The organism is Macrococcus epidermidis, assembly GCF_024205965.1.
In the GTDB taxonomy this organism is placed as follows: domain Bacteria; phylum Bacillota; class Bacilli; order Staphylococcales; family Staphylococcaceae; genus Macrococcoides; species Macrococcoides epidermidis.
In genome coordinates, this window is record NZ_CP073819.1 from 2,044,699 (window position 1) to 2,061,742 (window position 17,044).

16 protein-coding genes are annotated in these 17,044 nt (G+C 35.4%); 6 read left to right on the forward strand and 10 right to left on the reverse strand.

What is annotated here, in order from left to right; translation table 11 throughout:
• Nucleotides 1–13 precede the first annotated feature (13 nt).
• From KFV12_RS10905 to KFV12_RS10930, 6 genes are all read right to left on the reverse strand, one after another.
• Nucleotides 14–316, reverse strand: a complete 303-nt coding sequence (locus KFV12_RS10905) for a YerC/YecD family TrpR-related protein (RefSeq protein ID WP_099581011.1) — start codon at nt 314–316, stop codon at nt 14–16.
• 218 nt (nt 317–534) lie between these two features.
• Nucleotides 535–1,830: an adenylosuccinate lyase gene (purB, locus tag KFV12_RS10910; RefSeq protein ID WP_111715806.1), complete on the reverse strand. Its 1,296-nt coding sequence runs from the start codon at nt 1,828–1,830 to the stop codon at nt 535–537.
• A gap of 193 nt (nt 1,831–2,023) precedes the next feature.
• Nucleotides 2,024–2,200, reverse strand: coding sequence for an NETI motif-containing protein (locus tag KFV12_RS10915; protein WP_111715804.1), 177 nt, complete (start codon nt 2,198–2,200; stop codon nt 2,024–2,026).
• Nucleotides 2,190–2,756: a DUF2179 domain-containing protein gene (locus KFV12_RS10920; RefSeq protein WP_111715802.1), complete on the reverse strand. Its 567-nt coding sequence runs from the start codon at nt 2,754–2,756 to the stop codon at nt 2,190–2,192. The genes KFV12_RS10915 and KFV12_RS10920 overlap by 11 nt, the downstream gene beginning before the upstream one ends.
• A gap of 41 nt (nt 2,757–2,797) precedes the next feature.
• Nucleotides 2,798–3,622 (reverse strand): NAD(+) synthase, encoded by an 825-nt coding sequence (gene nadE / locus KFV12_RS10925; RefSeq protein WP_111715800.1) that lies wholly within the window; start codon nt 3,620–3,622, stop codon nt 2,798–2,800.
• Entirely contained in the window at nt 3,623–5,080 is a 1,458-nt protein-coding gene (locus KFV12_RS10930) for a nicotinate phosphoribosyltransferase (protein WP_111715799.1), read from the reverse strand.
• Between the two features lie 147 nt (nt 5,081–5,227).
• Here KFV12_RS10930 and KFV12_RS10935 point away from each other — a divergent pair, with 147 nt between their 5' ends.
• Nucleotides 5,228–6,391: an MFS transporter gene (locus tag KFV12_RS10935; protein ID WP_111715797.1), complete on the forward strand. Its 1,164-nt coding sequence runs from the start codon at nt 5,228–5,230 to the stop codon at nt 6,389–6,391.
• A gap of 74 nt (nt 6,392–6,465) precedes the next feature.
• Nucleotides 6,466–7,509, forward strand: coding sequence for a nitric oxide synthase oxygenase (locus KFV12_RS10940; protein WP_111715795.1), 1,044 nt, complete (start codon nt 6,466–6,468; stop codon nt 7,507–7,509).
• A 12-nt stretch (nt 7,510–7,521) separates the two neighbouring features.
• On the opposite strand, the gene KFV12_RS10945 is transcribed toward KFV12_RS10940, so the two are convergent.
• The gene (locus KFV12_RS10945) at nt 7,522–8,658 is read right to left on the reverse strand and encodes a glycosyl hydrolase family 28-related protein (RefSeq protein WP_254256752.1); all 1,137 of its coding nucleotides are present in this window, start codon (nt 8,656–8,658) and stop codon (nt 7,522–7,524) included.
• A 102-nt stretch (nt 8,659–8,760) separates the two neighbouring features.
• Here KFV12_RS10945 and KFV12_RS10950 point away from each other — a divergent pair, with 102 nt between their 5' ends.
• Genes KFV12_RS10950 through KFV12_RS10960 form a run of 3 tightly spaced genes read left to right on the forward strand, consistent with a single transcriptional unit; the run spans nt 8,761 to nt 10,566 of the window.
• Nucleotides 8,761–9,318, forward strand: coding sequence for a cysteine hydrolase family protein (locus tag KFV12_RS10950; protein ID WP_111715792.1), 558 nt, complete (start codon nt 8,761–8,763; stop codon nt 9,316–9,318).
• A 39-nt stretch (nt 9,319–9,357) separates the two neighbouring features.
• Nucleotides 9,358–10,278, forward strand: coding sequence for a manganese-dependent inorganic pyrophosphatase (locus KFV12_RS10955; protein WP_170122503.1), 921 nt, complete (start codon nt 9,358–9,360; stop codon nt 10,276–10,278).
• An 18-nt stretch (nt 10,279–10,296) separates the two neighbouring features.
• On the forward strand, nt 10,297–10,566 hold the full coding sequence (locus tag KFV12_RS10960; RefSeq protein WP_111715788.1) for a GNAT family N-acetyltransferase: 270 nt from the start codon (nt 10,297–10,299) through the stop codon (nt 10,564–10,566).
• Between the two features lie 99 nt (nt 10,567–10,665).
• Here KFV12_RS10960 and KFV12_RS10965 read toward each other — a convergent pair whose 3' ends face one another.
• Complete coding sequence (locus KFV12_RS10965; RefSeq protein ID WP_111715786.1) at nt 10,666–11,628, reverse strand: Gfo/Idh/MocA family protein; 963 nt, start codon at nt 11,626–11,628, stop codon at nt 10,666–10,668.
• Between the two features lie 76 nt (nt 11,629–11,704).
• Between KFV12_RS10965 and KFV12_RS10970 the strand changes: the two genes are divergently transcribed.
• Nucleotides 11,705–13,075: an aldehyde dehydrogenase gene (locus KFV12_RS10970; protein ID WP_111715784.1), complete on the forward strand. Its 1,371-nt coding sequence runs from the start codon at nt 11,705–11,707 to the stop codon at nt 13,073–13,075.
• Between the two features lie 56 nt (nt 13,076–13,131).
• Here KFV12_RS10970 and KFV12_RS10975 read toward each other — a convergent pair whose 3' ends face one another.
• Nucleotides 13,132–15,741: an SdrD B-like domain-containing protein gene (locus tag KFV12_RS10975; protein WP_302054713.1), complete on the reverse strand. Its 2,610-nt coding sequence runs from the start codon at nt 15,739–15,741 to the stop codon at nt 13,132–13,134.
• A 454-nt stretch (nt 15,742–16,195) separates the two neighbouring features.
• Entirely contained in the window at nt 16,196–16,966 is a 771-nt protein-coding gene (locus tag KFV12_RS10985) for a carbon-nitrogen family hydrolase (protein ID WP_239243152.1), read from the reverse strand.
• Nucleotides 16,967–17,044: the final 78 nt, after the last annotated feature.

Below are 17,044 nucleotides of genomic sequence, written 5' to 3' on the forward strand. Positions count from 1 at the left end.
CAGTACTTGGAAATTAAGATTTTGTTTCGATATTCATTCTGTCTAAAACCATCGTATAGGCATCGTTTCCCCATTGTAAAGAGCGTTTCACTCTTGAGATAGTAGCTGTTGATGCACCTGATTCTTTTTCAATTGCAGCGTATGTATATCCTTGTTTAATCATCTTAGCAACAAGTAGACGTTGTGATAAAGATTGAATTTCATTCACTGTGCAAAGATCATCAAAGAATTGATAACATTCTTCACGAGATTCCAGCGTTAGAATTGCATCGAACAATTCATCTAGTTGTTTCCCCTTAATTTTCTCGATTTGCAATATCAACACCCCTTAAACTTTAGTACTTATATTTTAATGCATTACATTGTTAAAGTACAGCAATACAGTATATCACTCTATATCATTTAACAAAAAAACGTATAATATAATTTTATTCAAATTTTAAAAAAATGTAAATTACTTTTTAATTTAATATTGTTAAAAAAGTTTAAAAGTACTAAAAAAAAAGAATCTCCGAAGAGATTCTTTTTTAAACGTTATTCTAAACCAGCACGTTTGAATAATGTATCGATTTGATTTAAATGATGATTTTCGTTGAAGCATTCATCTAATTCTTCTTTTGATAATAAGTCAGTGATCTTGCTATCCTGTTCAACTAACTCACGGAATGGTGTCTTCGTTGCCCATGATTCCATCGCTTTCGGTTGCACTGTATCATACGCTTCCTCACGTACCATACCTTTATCGATTAACGTTAACATTACACGTTGTGAATAGATTAAGCCGAAAGTTTTTTCCATGTTCGCTTTCATGTTTTCTTCGTAAACTGTTAAGTTATCGATGATGTTTGTGAAACGATTTAACATGTAATCTAACGCGATTGTAACGTCTGGTAACATAATACGTTCAGCAGATGAATGTGAAATATCACGTTCGTGCCATAATGGTACGTTTTCATAAGCTGTTGTTAAGTAGCCACGAATGACACGCGCGATACCAGTAACGTTCTCTGAACCGATCGGGTTACGTTTATGCGGCATTGCCGAAGATCCTTTCTGACCTTTAGCAAACGCTTCTTCAACTTCACGTGTTTCAGTTTTTTGTAATCCACGTACTTCAACAGCAAACTTTTCGATTGATGTAGCAATTAAACTTAATGTTGCAATGTAGTATGCATGACGGTCACGTTGTAATGTCTGTGTAGAGATTTCAGCGCATCCTAATCCTAATTTCTCACATACGTAGCTTTCAATTTCAGGTGGAATGTTCGCAAAAGTTCCAACAGCACCACTCATCTTACCAACTTCAATTTCTTTACGTACTTCTTTGAAACGCTTTAAGTTACGTTGCATTTCCATATACCATAAAGCCATCTTTAAACCGAAAGTAGTAGGCTCAGCATGCACACCGTGTGTTCTACCCATCATTAAAGTCGTTTTATGCTTTAAAGCTTTTTGTTTTAATACTTCGATGAATTTCTCAAGGTCTTCCTCGATAATGTCATTTGCTTGCTTGATCATATAGCTTAATGCAGTATCGACAACATCTGTACTCGTTAAACCATAATGTACCCATTTCTTTTCTTCGCCTAATGTTTCAGATACCTGGCGTGTAAATGCAACGACATCATGACGCGTTTCTAGTTCTATTTCTTTCGCACGTTCTACATCTACACGTGCATTCTGACGGATTAATTTAACATCTTCTTTCGGGATATATCCAAGCTCTGCCCAAGCTTCACTTGCTAAAATTTCTACCTCCAACCATGCTTCAAATCTGTTTTGCTCCGTCCAGATATTAGACATTACTTCTCTTGAATAACGTTCAATCATGAATAAATTCCTCCGTTTTTTAAAGTCAATAGTAGTATAACAAAAAAATTAAAATCCGTACATTGTTATTTTGATTACTAAAAAAGTTCGTAAAAATTAGCAACTAGTCATTTATTATATTTAGTTTATCATGTACCATTCATATTTGCTTACAAAAACAGACTGAAACATATGTTTCAGTCTGCCATTTCATTTATTCGGTTATCTTCTTGCCGGTAAAGATGATCTGTTCTTTATATACTTCGATTTCACCTTTTTCGTTTTCCTTGAAAATTGGTTTTTGGAATCTTTTTACCGGCGTATACCCAGCTTCTCTCATACGTTCTAAACATTCGGCAATCGTCTCATTATCTCTCACTTCAAATTTCATCTGCATCATACGCCTTTAAACGAGTACTTTTAACACCCTTCACCCAGAAACCACCGTGGATATTCTTAGGTTCATATGCGATAATAAACGCTTTTGGATCAAGATTCTTTACTGTATCCATTAATTTTAATTCATATTTACGTGGTGTTAAGATTTGCATGACTAAACGTTCTCCGTCACGACCTTGTGCAGCATAATGCGTTACACCATAACCTAAGTCACGTAACGTACGAGGGATTTCTTTATCATATTCTGCTGTCGTAACATTGACAACAATATAACCTAAAGCTATCATCTCCTCTATTTTCATTCCGACAATAATCCCTACACCAAATCCTAGTGCATAAGCAATAATATTCTCGATTTTATCTAGACTGTTCATGACAAGTCCTAGTCCTACTACATAAATAATAACTTCCACTACTGATACGGCAGCTGCTAAATAACGATAACCTTTTAACGTTAATATCATACGCATTGTTAGGCAAGTGACATAAAAAATATTAATGATAAATATCAGTGCCACTACTGCCCATTGATTACTTAATATATCCATTTCAATCCTCCTGGCTTTAATACATTAACACTATACCATTATTATCGAATGATTTCATGGACAGAAAAACGCGTAATCGGTAACATACGTTTATGTTGCGTTCTTAAATAATGCTGTTCTATTGTCTTAGCAGCTTTAGCATCGATCGATTTGCCTTCTAAATAATCATCAATTTGCTTATATGTTACACCCAGTGCAACTTCATCTGGTAATTGTGGTTTATCCTCTTCAAGATCTGCAGTCGGTACCTTATTGTAAAGATGCTCCGGGCAATCAAGAAGTTGAAGAATTGATTTACCTTGACGTTTATTTAAGCCTGCAAGCGGAAAGATGTCTGCTCCACCATCACCAAACTTCGTGTAAAAACCAGTAATACTTTCTGCTGCATGATCCGTACCGATAACAATACCACTATGAAATGCTGCGATAGAATATTGTGCTTTCATACGCTCACGTGCTTTTTCATTGCCTTTTTGAAAATCCGTTAAAGTAACACCTTGAGTATTTAATGTCGCAATACTCGCATCAACTGCATCTTTAATATTTATTGTATAAATTTTATCCGGATTGATATAGTCAAGTGCATCCTGACAATCTTGTTCATCTTTTTGCACACCATAAGGTAATCTAACAGCAACAAACTTCACATCTAATCCTTCACTTTGCAGTTCAGTTGCTGCAATTTGTGATAGTTTACCCCCTAAAGTAGAATCTTGTCCGCCTGAAATGCCTAGTACTAGAGATTTGATAAATGGATTTTGTTTAACGTAGTTTTTTATGAAGACTACGATAGTTCTATAAGTCTCTTCGGGATTAATCTCTGGCTGAACATAAAGTGATTTTATAATATCTTGTTGTAATGACATTTACTTCACTTCTTTCACTTTTTTAGATACTTCATAAATTTCCTGATTTTTCTTTTCCCAACATAGCGTACTTAAATCTACAGGATATTCTTCAGGATTTAAATAGCGCGTTGTTTCTTCCCATAATAATGCCAGATTCTCTTTTAAATATTCACGTGACTGTTCTAAATTAGGTACATCGTACACTAACTTTCCATCAACAAAGATGTCCTTATGAAGATCTTTTGCTGTGAAATCATTGATCCATTTTTGTTTATACGTATGAATCGGATGAAACATCTTTAACGGCTTTTCTTTAGATGGCTCTTCGAAATCTAAAGTGATATAATCACCTTCTGATTTTTTCGTCTGATTATTTATAATACGATATACATTCTTTTTACCCGGTGTCGTTACTTTTTCAGCATTATTTGATATTTTAATACGATCTTCTAATTGCCCTGCTTTATTTTCAATGGCAACAAGTTTATAAACTGCACCTAATGCGGGTTGATCAAACGCTGTAATTAATTTAGTACCGATACCCCAGGCAGTTATCTTTGCACCCTGTAACTTCAAATTAGTAATTGTTTCTTCATCTAAGTCATTTGAGGCAAATATTTTTGCATCCGGGAATCCCGCTTCATCTAACATACGACGTGCTTCTTTTGATAAGTATGCTAAATCTCCGGAATCTAAACGGATGCCGACAAAATTAATCTTATCACCTAATTCTTGTGCTACACGAATCGCGTTCGGTACACCAGACTTTAACGTATGGAAAGTATCTACAAGGAAGACACAGTTTTTATGACGTTCTGCATATTTTTTAAACGCAATATATTCATCATCATACGCTTGTACCATCGCATGCGCATGCGTCCCTGACACTGGAATGCCGAATAACTTACCTGCACGAACGTTACTTGTCGAATCAAATCCAGCAATATATGCTGCACGTGTCCCCCAAATTGCAGCATCCATTTCCTGCGCACGTCGTGTTCCGAATTCCATTACAATTTCATCACCAACAACTTGTTTTATACGACTTGCTTTCGTTGCAATAAGTACCTGGAAGTTCACAATATTTAATATTGCAGTCTCCAGTAACTGCGCTTGTATTAATGGTGCCTCTATACGTAATAACGGTTCGTTATTAAAGCAGATTTCTCCTTCCTGCATCGAACGGATATTACCTGTAAATCTTAAATCTTTTAAATATGCGAGATAATCATCCTGATATCCTAAAGACTTTAAATATTCCATATCCGTTTCAGAAAATTTAAATCCTTTAACGTAATGAATGACACGTTCCAGACCCGCGAACACAGCATAACCACCATCAAATGGCATACTTCTGAAATAAACATCAAAGACTGCTATTTGCTCGTGGATACCATCATTCCAGTAAGTTTCACCCATATTAATCTGGTATAAATCTGTATGTAACATTAGACTATCGTCAGCATAGTTGTACATTGCTTCATCTCCCCAACAATTTTATAATTATCTATTAATGATTTATTTTACGTTTTGAACTGATATATATTAAATTCATATTAACATACCGCTTACATTTAGGCATTACCAACGCATTCTGATACAATCAAAAATAAGGAGGTCGTTATGTTTAAGAAAAATTTCATTATACTCACCATCATTGTATCAATTTCCGGTTTAACACAAGGTATGTTATTACCTCTTATCGCCATCATCTTTGAACGTGATGATGTCCCTAGTTTTATCAACGGATTACATGCATCATCTTTATATATCGGTGTTTTTTTAGCATCATTATTTTTAGAAGGTCTGCTAAGGAAAGTAGGTTACAAGAATCTTGTCGTCATTGGCGCAATCATTATTGCAATATCGATGTCACTTTTCCCAGTGTATAAAGCAATGACATTCTGGTTTATATTACGACTGCTTGTTGGTGTCGGCGATAATATGCTCCACTTTGCTACACAATCATGGCTTACTGAAACAACACCGAAGCATAAACTCGGCCGAATCATCTCTTTTTATGGCTTAAGCTTCTCACTTGGCTTTATGGCAGGACCATTACTTGCTAAATTATACGAAGTACATACAAGCCTTCCGTTTCTATTAAGTGCAGTATTCACAATTACAGCGAGTGCCCTTGTATTTATGCTAAAAAATGAATTTCCTGAAGACAATCATTCAAAAATATCGTTTAAATCAACAACTATCAACTTTGGTAAAGTAATGAAGACGAGCTGGGTTGCATTCTTATTTCCGATGATGTACGGCATATTGGAAGCATGTCTCAACAGCAACTTTCCTGTTTATGCGATGAAGCAGGATATTCCTGTCAATCTGATTATTATTATCTTACCTGCGTTCAGTTTAGGTGCGATTATCTTCCAGGTACCTCTTGGTATGATTTCAGATAATATGAATCGTAATATCTTACTTACTATCGTGACTTTCATCGGTGCAATGCTATTTATGATGTGCCAAATCTTCAGTCACTCAGGCTATGTGTTAGTCGGACTCTTTTTTATTACCGGTATCTTTGTCGGCTCAATGTATTCTTTAGGTGTAACATTTATGACGGAGATTACTCCAAAATATTTGTTACCTGCAGGCAATTTAATGTGCGGTCTCATATTCAGTATCGGCAGTATATTAGGTCCGATATTAGGAGGACTAGTGATTCAAATATCTCATAACACACAATTTTTTAGCTATATCGCTTTTATATTACTCGCAATAAGCTGTGCTACATTTTACGATTATAAAAAGCGACAACAACCACAAACAGATTAATCAAAAAGCCCAAATCGGGCTTTTTTTATTGTAGAATAGAAATAATAAGAATAAATAAAAGTGAGGTGATACAATTGTTATTCGAAAAAGCTAAATCATTTATAAAACAGATGGGCAATGAATTAAACATTGAAGAAGATACGATTAATAAAAGATTACTGTCAATTCAACAAGAAATTGAGCATACCGGCTCTTATATACATACAACAGAAGAATTGACATACGGTGCACGTCTTGCCTGGCGCAATAGTAATCGCTGTATCGGTCGTCTTATATGGGATAAGTTAAATGTCGTTGATATGCGCCATGTAACAGAGGAAAAAGACTATCTCACTGCACTTGAAACACATATCGAGCGTGCAACAAATAACGGGAAAATTATTCCGACTATCACAATCTTTAATCAGCAAGCTAACATTAATTTCGAACTGCTAAACGATCAGCTTATTCGATATGCTGATGATCCAATTGTTAGTGATACGAAAAAATTAATTGAACATACCGGTTACAAATCATTCGGAAAATTTTTACCGTTACTCTATCGTTATGATAATCAATACAAAACATATGATATTCATCCTGACCTTATAAAAGAAGTACGTATTGAACATCCTGACTTTCCAAAGTTTAATGACTTAAATCTTCATTGGTATGCTGTACCGATTATATCTGGCATGGATTTATCTATCGGCGGTATTACTTATCCACTTTGTCCTTTTAATGGCTGGTATATGGAAAGTGAGATTGCAAGTCGTAATTTTCTAGATGATTATCGTTATAACTTACTGGAGCCTATCGCCCGCAGTATGGATTTAGATACAAGCAGAACGACGAGTTACTGGCGCGATAAAGTCGTCGTTGAATTAAACTATGCAGTTTATCATTCATTTAAACAGCAAGGCTATTCCATCGTTGATCATTACAACGCCAGCAGACAATTTTTAAAATTTGAAGAGAATGAAGCGGCAAATAATAGAAAAGTAACTGGAGACTGGACGTGGCTTATTCCTCCGATATCTCCTTCCCTTGTTCATAACTGGCACAAAGGTTACGACAATAGTTATCACGAACCGAATTTTTATTATAAAAAGAAAAAAGCAGCGTGTCCGTTTCATTAGGACACGTTGCTTTTATAACTCACCAACAGATTCATCTTTAGCAATCGTTTCTGCATAAAAATCATCTACTTCTATCTTTTTAATCTTTTTTAAGTTTTTATTTTGCATACACACGACATTTTTCGCTGCACCTATCTTTATGGTACATGTATTGTCTTCACTGAATTGATTATCGATGATATAGATATCTTTATTCTTCTTACCATCATAACTCTGAAATAATATTGCGTATTTATCATTGATAGAGTGAAAATGATTGTTACGTATAATAGTCATTTCACCTGCTTGAGCACCATGGTCTCTCCCGTATAGATCAAGTGAATATTTCCCCTGCTTCGTTGCTAAATAACGTATACCACCATTACAGTCATTAAAGGTATTATCATATACATGCAATACTTTTGATTTTAGGAAAGTAAGTGCATAATCTCCCATCTTGTCAAACGTATTATTTTTTACAGTGATATTCTCATAATAAATTTCATATGTGCTGGCATGACTGCCTATCGCTCTGTTCCACGGTTTCATCATCGGTTCATTAGAATTACCGAAATAACAGTTTTCAATGATGACATTCTTCGTCACTGTGCCATCATATTCACCGAACTTAGGGAAAGAGTCTTTCAGTTGTAGATCTAGTTGAATCGCTTCACTAAAAGCACGTTCTCCACTATCATCACGAAACCCGAGAAACTTACATCCCGATACTTTAAAACCATCGATACCACATGCATCTATCGCATGGCCCTGAACAACATTTTTAAAGGTTACATCTTTAATTTCAATTTCACGCGCATGACCAAGCGACATAATACTATTATTGAAATTTAGGACATGACCATATTGATCAAACGTCCCACCTTCAATCTTAATATAACCATTACCATCGTACCCTTTATATCCTTCACTTTTCCTACCATTTTTAAGCATTGCAAAAGGACTCATTCGGCGCAAAACAGCATCAGGATGCAAATGTAAATAAGTGTGTGCATAAATCACTAATTCTTTACCGATGTAATATGTCCCTTCTGGAACATAAACTTCTACAGGCTCTTTTTTTGCCTGATTCAGTGCACGCTGTAAGCCAATCGTATCAAAAAGAACATGGCGACCCTTCGCACCAAAATCTTTAATATTAATCTTTTTCATTTATAACACCTTCAAATCATTTATAATGTAATTAAGATTATACCCTGTTTTAATCAACAGTATACTCTAAATTTAAAACTTACGTTTAAAGGAGCGCTGACGATGAGTGAAGCTTTATTAATTATTGATTATTCTAATGACTTTGTAGCACTTGATGGTAAACTGACGTGCGGAGAACCTGCAATTGCGCTGGAAGAGACAATGGTTAAAAAATGGAATGACTATAAAGATAACAATAAGCCGATTTTTGTATTGATGGATCTACATTTTGAAAATGATACTTATCATCCTGAAACGAAATTATTCCCACCGCACAACATTAAAGATACGGATGGTAGACATCTTTATGGTAAGTTGCATGAACTCTATTTGCGTGATAAAGATAATAACCACGTATTCTGGATTGATAAAATGCGATATAGTGCGTTTAGTGGTACGCCTTTATTACAACTTTTACGCGAAAGAAATATAAAAGAGATCGAACTTGCTGGGGTATGCACTGATATTTGCGTACTTCATACAGCAGTAGAAGGGTATAATTTAGGCTTTGAAATGTCAGTCGATGAACGCGCGGTTGCTTCATTCAATCCGGAAGGTCATCGTTATGCACTACAACACTTCAAGAACGTATTAGGCATGACTGTAGAAGAGATCAAATAATCATGATAAAATAGATAAGAATTATACTAAAAGGAGACTATTATGAAAATTTTAACTTTCGGACATAAAAACCCAGATACAGACACAGTAACATCAGCTTTAGTAATGGAAGATTTACAAAAAGCTTTAGGAAAAGACATCGAAGCGGTTCGTTTAGGTGACTTAAATGGTGAAACAGAATATGCTTTAAAACACTTCAATGTAAATGCTCCCCGCGTGATCGAACGCTTACATGGTGAAGATGTTATCTTAGTTGACCATAACGAGTTTCAACAGTCAGCTGACGGCATTGAAGATGCGAATATCTTAATGGTAGTAGATCATCACCGTATTGCTAACTTTGAAACAGCAGGACCTTTATACTACCGTGCAGAACCAGTTGGTTGTACAGCAACAATCTTAAACAAGATGTATAAAGAACATGGTGTTGAAATTAAACCTGAAATTGCAGGCTTAATGGTATCTGCTATTATTTCAGATTCATTATTATTTAAATCTCCAACTTGTACAGATGAAGACGTTAAAGCTGCTGAAGAATTAGCTGCTATTGCTAACGTTGATATTCAATCTTACGGATTAGATATGTTAAAAGCTGGCGCAAATACTGCCGATAAGACAGCTGAAGAATTATTAAATATCGATGCAAAATCATTCTCAATGGGTGAGCACGAAGTTCGCGTTGCTCAAGTAAATACTGTTGATATCGATGAAGTATTAAGCCGTCAGGAAGAATTAGAAAATGCAATCAATGCTGAAACAGCACAAGAAGGATATGCATTATTTGTCCTTGTTGTTACTGACATCTTAAACTCTAACTCTAAAGTGTTAGCATTAGGACAACAACAAGCAGCAGTTGAAAAAGCATTCAATGTCGTATTAGATAAAAATACAGCTGTACTTGAAGGTGTCGTATCTCGTAAGAAACAAGTTGTTCCACAGCTTACAGATGTATTATCATAAATAGAAGAGGTGTTTGTCATGGAAATTATTCAAGGAAATAATAAATTCTATATCGGTGATGAAGCACAACCAGAAGCAGAAATCACTTTCCAGCCTTCAGGACAAGACACAATCGCAATCGACCACACATATACAGATCCAAAGTTACGTGGTCAGGGTATCGCTAAAGCTTTAGTATTAAAAGTTACAGATTATGCCAAGGCAAATAATTTAAAGATTATTCCTTTATGTTCATATGCACGTATCGTAATGGAACGTGATACCGAGTTAAAAGAACTGATTAAATAACAAAAAGAGACGCGGGGTGCGTCTCTTTTTGTTATATTTGAAAGAATGAAAAAATGGTATGGCTTTATTATAATTTAAATTTTCTGAATAATCAATAACTTATTTTATTAAAATGCCAATTTGTTTTTTTACTTCATCAATTACTTTCATTGTTTGATGTGAAGTCTCTAAATTGAGCGCCTTAAAATCTTTATTTTTAATCGCTTCTATGAAATGGGCTATTTCATATGACATAGGTGGTGCATCACTCACTATTTCATCAATAACTTCTCCATGACGATTCAACTTCTGAACTTTATTTGGTGCAGAGATTTTATCAATTAATATAATACCTTCTTCGCCAATAATCTCTGATGGTAAATGGCTATCAATAATTTTTGAATAGCTGAGTACAGATGTCATATAATGATGATTACAAATAATCGTACCTTGCCCATCAGCGCCAGTTGACAACAGTTTGCCAGTCGCCTGAATTGTTTTAGGCATTCCAAATAAATTAACTAAAGGACTAATAGTATAGACACCTAAGTCCATTAATGCTCCGTTTCCCAGTTCAGGTTTAAAAGCATTTTCTACTATACCATCTTTATATTTATCATAGCGAGAGGAATATTGATTATAGTGGAAGTTGGCACGACGAATGATTCCGATTTCTTTAATCCATTCATGAAGTTTGATAAAAGATGGTGAGTAGATACTTTTCATCGCTTCCATGAAGAACACATCATTATTTTCCATCGCCTGATACATTAAATTAAAGTTTTTTTCACTTGTGGCGATCGGTTTTTCGCATAAAACATGTTTCCCACGATTCATTGCTTGTATTGCCTGTTGATGATGTAATATATTTGGTGTAGCTATATAAATGATATCCACTGCTTCATCATTCAACAATTTATCCATATTATCTGTAAAGTTAGGAATATGATGTTTTTCTGCAAAACTTTGCGCACGTTCAATCGTTCTGGAATAGACGCTATGTAGTTCAAATTCTGGAACAGTAATACCTGCTTCGATAAATCGATCAGTAATCCAGTTTGTTCCGATAAGACCAAATTTCATTTATTTCACCCCGTAATTTTTATCGTTTGTTTATTAAATAGTATACACCTTAACAATGCTAAATGGAGGAATTTTCATGAATATTCACGAAGATATCAAAAAGATGAAAGACTATTTTGCAACGCACGAAACAAAGCAGATTAAACTAAGAAGAAAAAAATTAAAAGCGTTAAAAAAAGCAATAAAAGCCCATGAAACAGATATTATCGATGCTTTAAACAGCGATCTTGGGAAGGGAAAAGTTGAAGCGTACGCTACTGAAATTGGCATCGTGTTAAAAGAACTTTCTACATATATCAAGGAAATCAAAAACTGGAGCAAGGTGAAATCAATCAATACGCCGATGATGCAATTTCCTGGTAAAAGTTATTTAATGTATGAACCATACGGTACTGTGCTTATCATCGGACCATTCAACTATCCATTCCAACTTGTTATGTCCCCATTAATTGGTGCTATCGCAGCTGGAAACTGTGTAGTTGTCAAACCTTCAGAACATACACCTCAAACAAGCATTGTTATCGAACAAATTTTGAAGGAAGTCTTTGAACCTGAATACGTAAAAGTGATTCAAGGAGAAAAAGAAGTAACGTCAGCTTTACTGGACGTTCGATTTGATTATATCTTCTTTACAGGTAGTACAAAAGTAGGACAAATCGTCTATGAAAAAGCTAGTAAACACCTTACACCAGTTACGCTGGAACTCGGTGGAAAGAGCCCTACAATCATAGATGATACAGCTAATATTAAAGTGGCGGCTGAACGCATTGCGTTCGGTAAATTCATGAATGCCGGACAAACTTGTATCGCACCTGATTACGTATTGATTGACAATAAAGTGAAAGACAAATTTCTTAAAGCGATGCAATCTACATTGAATGAATTTTACGGGAAAAATGCTTTAGAAAGTGAAGACTATGGTCACATTATCAATGACCAGCACTTTAATCGCTTAACAGCAATGATTGATGAAGCACATGACCGTATTCTTATTGGAGGCGCTTCAAAAGCAGATGTACTACATATTGCACCGACACTTATTGATGCTCGATTAAACGACTTATCAATGCAGGAAGAAATATTCGGACCTATCTTACCGATCATCGGTTACAATTACAAAGAAGAAATTTTTGAAACAATTCAGCAATATGAAAAACCATTGGCATTATATATATTTAGCGATGATCATGATTTTATTAGAGACGTATTCACACGTGTATCATTTGGCGGCGGATGTGTAAATGATACAATCATGCATGTCGCTAATCCTTATTTACCTTTTGGCGGTGTGGGACATTCAGGTATGGGACACTACCACGGAAAATATACATTTGAATTATTCAGTCATCAAAAAGCATATATGACTAAAAGTACGAAGTTGGAATCCGGTATTATGTTTCCACCTTACAAAGGAAAATTCAGATACGTCAAACAAATATTTAAATGATATATAAATGAAAAAGGAAGATCTCAAATTTGAGATCTTCCTTTTTAGGTTAATTATTAAATTTCTTCGTCTCTTCTTTTACGAGAAGCTGCAATTAATGCGCCACCAGCTAATAGTGCTGCTGCTGCACCAGTTGCAATTGCTGCATTGTTCGCTTCACCTGTATCCGGTAAATTGCTATCTGGTGTTACAGTAGCTTTCTCTGAATCTTTAACGTCAGGTAATTGACCACCATCTGTTGGAGGTGTTACCGGAGTTTTGTCATCTCCGCCACCGTTATCGCCAGGTTTAGTGCCAGGGTCTTTGTCTCCGCCACCGTTATCGCCAGGTTTAGTGCCAGGGTCTTTGTCTCCGCCACCGTTGTCGCCAGGTTTAGTGCCAGGGTCTTTGTCTCCGCCACCGTTGTCGCCAGGAGGTGTAATACCTGTATCACAATTTGGTCCAGCTTCGCCAGTACCATAGTAACCTTGGTCTACATTAGCGTTAGATTTATCTTTTAAGTTTACGATAACATCGATTGGACCATCTGAATCAACTTCATCATGTAAGTCTGCTTCGATATTAGCGATAACTGGTGACCAGTCTAATGGGTTGTGGAAGTTTACGATGTAAGTTCCTTCAGCTAAGCCGTGGAACGCATATTCTCCCCAAGCATTAGTATAAGTTTCACCAATTGTATTACCAGAGTAGTCACGTAATGTTACACGTAATCCTACAACTGGGTTTTCTCCAGCGTCTTGCATGTTGTTACGGTTAGCATCCCACCATACTTTGTTGCCGATAGATAAGTTACCAGCTGTACCTTCACCGATAGAAACAACAGAACATACTTCTGGAGGTAATGGTAATTTTGTTGGTGGTGTTACTTCTCCACCACCGCCTGGAGGTGTTACTGGTGGCGTTACTTCTCCACCGCCGCCTGGAGGTACAATAACTGGTGAACCAGTTTTTAATACATAACCTTGGTCTACATCAAAGTTACTCGCACCATTAATGACAACACGTACATCTGTTGGTCCATCTGAATCGATTACATCATGTAAATCAGCTTCTAAGTTAGCAATAACTGGTGACCAATCTAATGGATTGTGGAAATTAACGATATAAGTGCCGTTTGGTAAGTTATCAAATTGATAATGACCATTTGCATCAGTATAAGTTGTACCGATTAAGTTACCTGCTTCGTCACGAATTGTAACTTTTAAATCTTTAACAGGTGCTTCATTTGGATCTTGTAAGTTATCTAAGTTGCCTTCTTTATCTTGATCATCCCACCATACTTTATCTCCGATAGAGTATTTACCTTCAGGTCTAACTGGGTCTGGGGTTGGTTCTGGAGTCGGTTCTGGTTTACCAGGATCTGGCGTTGGAACTGGAGTAACTACTCCACCTCCACCATTATTTACATAACCTTGGTCTACATCCAGATTGTCTTTACCATTGATATCAGCTAAAACTGCCACAGGACCGTCTGAATCAATAACTTCGTCTCCTAAGTTAGCAATAACTGGTGACCAGCCAAGTGGTGTATCAAAATCAACACGGTAAGTACCGTTTGGTAAGTTATCGAATCTGTACTGACCGTTAGCATCCGTGTAAGTTTCACCTACAAAGTTACCAGCATAGTCATGTAAAGTTACTTTAATACCTTCGATACCTTTTTCGTCAGCATCCTGAACATTATTTGGCGCTTTAGTATCTTCTTCTAATTTATCTTCCCAAACTTTGTCACCTAAAGAATATTTACCAGTATCAGGTTTTTCTGTTGTTGGAGGTGCTTCTGTTGTTGGTGCTTCTGTTGTTGGTGCTTCTGTTGTTGGCGCTTCTGTTGTTGGCGCTTCTGTTGTTGGCGCTTCTGTTGTTGGTGCTTCTGTTGTTGGCGCTTCTGTTGTTGGCGCTTCTGTTGTTGGCGCTTCTGTTGTTGGTGCTTCTGTTGTTGGTGCTTCTGTTGTTGGTGGTTCAGGGTTACCCGGTAAATCATTTACTGAATGTCCTGCACCTTTTTTATATCCTTGGTCTACATGTAATGAATCATTGTTGTTGATTACAACACGTACATCTGTTGGACCATCTGAGTCTCTATCATCACTTGCATCAAAATCAACGTTAGCGATAACAGGTGACCAAGTTAATGGGTTTTTAAACGTTACATTATAAGTACCATTTTTTAAACCAGTAAACTCATAGTAACCAGTTGCATCTAAAGATTTTTCCGCAACGATATTACCAGCTTCATCACGTAATTCAACTTTGAAAGCCGCTAACTCTTCTGGAGTAGCTAACACTAAACTTTCATTTTCATCACGTAAGTTGTTGTTCGCTTCACCGTTAGCGCCTAAAAGATCGTCAAAGATACGACCTGCAATTTTATGGTTGCCAGTGTCCTCAACTGGTGCTTCTGTTGTTGGTGCTTCTGTTGTCGGTGCTTCTGTTGTTGGTGCTTCTGTTGTCGGTGCTTCTGTTGTCGGTGCTTCTGTTGTCGGTGCTTCAGTCGTTGCTGCCTCAGTCGTTGTTGTATCATCTGTTGCTGCAAGCGCTTGGTTTCCTGTAAATACTAAAGATCCAATTAAAATTGAAGCTGTACCCACAGATGAAAATTTTCTGATCGAAAATTTATTTAATCTGTTAGGAAGGAAATCTAATTTACTTTTGTTTGATTTTTTCATACAAAATCCTCCTTTAAAATAAAAACATGCAATAATGCTACAATGAACACATTATACACTTTAATTCTATAGACTTTATTTTCTTAAGTAAACCCTTATTAAATCGCTTAAGATTAAAATTAATATAATTTTCAGTATTCTTGAAAAAGTATTATTTTTACAAATCTAAGTTAATCATTTTGAAAATATTTACATTAAATTTTATGTTAATAACATTTTAACCATTTTCATATTTTAATAAATCAATTAAATCGAAATTTAGCAGTTAAACTAATCATTATGAAATATTTTTGAATAAAATTTAATTTTAATAATATATTCTTATAATATTTTTTCAGATTAATTCACTTTATTATTTAATATGTTAAAAATAATCATTTCTGTGTAGAATTATTTACCTTAAATGTGTCTAAACTGTGACAAATTATATAAAGCGAATTTTTTATATTAAGTGCTAATATATATCTGCTCTGCGTGTTTTTAATAAAGGTATTTTAGTTCTTATATTTCTAATTTCTTCTATATTAACAGTTGCTTGAATTGTCCCTTCCCCTAATATTATTTTTGTAGTGGCTTCTCCTAATGGATTTATCACCATCGATTTACCACCAAATACCGTATCATCACACTTTCCGATACTGTTGCTTGCAATGACATAAACCTGGTTTTCAATTGCTCTAGCATAGAGTAATTTTTCAAATTGACTGATACGTTCTATCGGCCACTCTGCTACAACAAATAGTACTTCAATTCCTTCTAAAGCTAATTTCCTCGATATTTCAGGGAATCGCAGATCATAACAAATAATAACGCCCATCTTTACATTATCTATTTCAAAAATTGAAATATTATTCCCTTGTGTTAAATAATTTGGTTCATCCAGCATCGGTACTAGATGTAATTTATCGTACTGATGTATATGTTCACCATTTTTATTAATAACAATTGCCCGATTGTAAATCTTATCTTCGACTCTGACTGCAATTGATCCTCCAACAATATTTATCTGATATTGTTTTGCAAGTTCACTTAATTTTTCGATTTCTCGCTGTCCTTCTTCAGATGTTATATTTACTAATTCCTCTAATGTATATGACGTGTTCCACATCTCTGGTAATACAGCAATATCAACGTCATCGAGTGTCGATAACCAATTTGCAACTTTCTCAATATTTTTCTCGGGTTCACCAGGAATAATCTCCATTTGATAAATCGCAATTTTCATATTCTCACTCCATTTTTACAATTATTTTACATGTGTTTAATACTATTTTGTTATTATTATTTTATCATTGAAATGTTA

Coding starts and splice junctions, on each gene's coding strand:
- KFV12_RS10930 (WP_111715799.1), bottom strand. CDS start 5,080: ATGTACAACTATGCTGACGATAGTCTAATGTTACATACAGATTTATAC.
- KFV12_RS10960 (WP_111715788.1), top strand. CDS start 10,297: ATGGAAATTATTCAAGGAAATAATAAATTCTATATCGGTGATGAAGCA.
- KFV12_RS10920 (WP_111715802.1), bottom strand. CDS start 2,756: ATGGATATATTAAGTAATCAATGGGCAGTAGTGGCACTGATATTTATC.
- KFV12_RS10985 (WP_239243152.1), bottom strand. CDS start 16,966: ATGAAAATTGCGATTTATCAAATGGAGATTATTCCTGGTGAACCCGAG.
- KFV12_RS10950 (WP_111715792.1), top strand. CDS start 8,761: ATGAGTGAAGCTTTATTAATTATTGATTATTCTAATGACTTTGTAGCA.
- KFV12_RS10935 (WP_111715797.1), top strand. CDS start 5,228: ATGTTTAAGAAAAATTTCATTATACTCACCATCATTGTATCAATTTCC.
- KFV12_RS10975 (WP_302054713.1), bottom strand. CDS start 15,741: ATGAAAAAATCAAACAAAAGTAAATTAGATTTCCTTCCTAACAGATTA.
- KFV12_RS10970 (WP_111715784.1), top strand. CDS start 11,705: ATGAATATTCACGAAGATATCAAAAAGATGAAAGACTATTTTGCAACG.
- KFV12_RS10965 (WP_111715786.1), bottom strand. CDS start 11,628: ATGAAATTTGGTCTTATCGGAACAAACTGGATTACTGATCGATTTATC.
- purB (WP_111715806.1), bottom strand. CDS start 1,830: ATGATTGAACGTTATTCAAGAGAAGTAATGTCTAATATCTGGACGGAG.
- nadE (WP_111715800.1), bottom strand. CDS start 3,622: ATGTCATTACAACAAGATATTATAAAATCACTTTATGTTCAGCCAGAG.
- KFV12_RS10915 (WP_111715804.1), bottom strand. CDS start 2,200: ATGAAATTTGAAGTGAGAGATAATGAGACGATTGCCGAATGTTTAGAA.
- KFV12_RS10945 (WP_254256752.1), bottom strand. CDS start 8,658: ATGAAAAAGATTAATATTAAAGATTTTGGTGCGAAGGGTCGCCATGTT.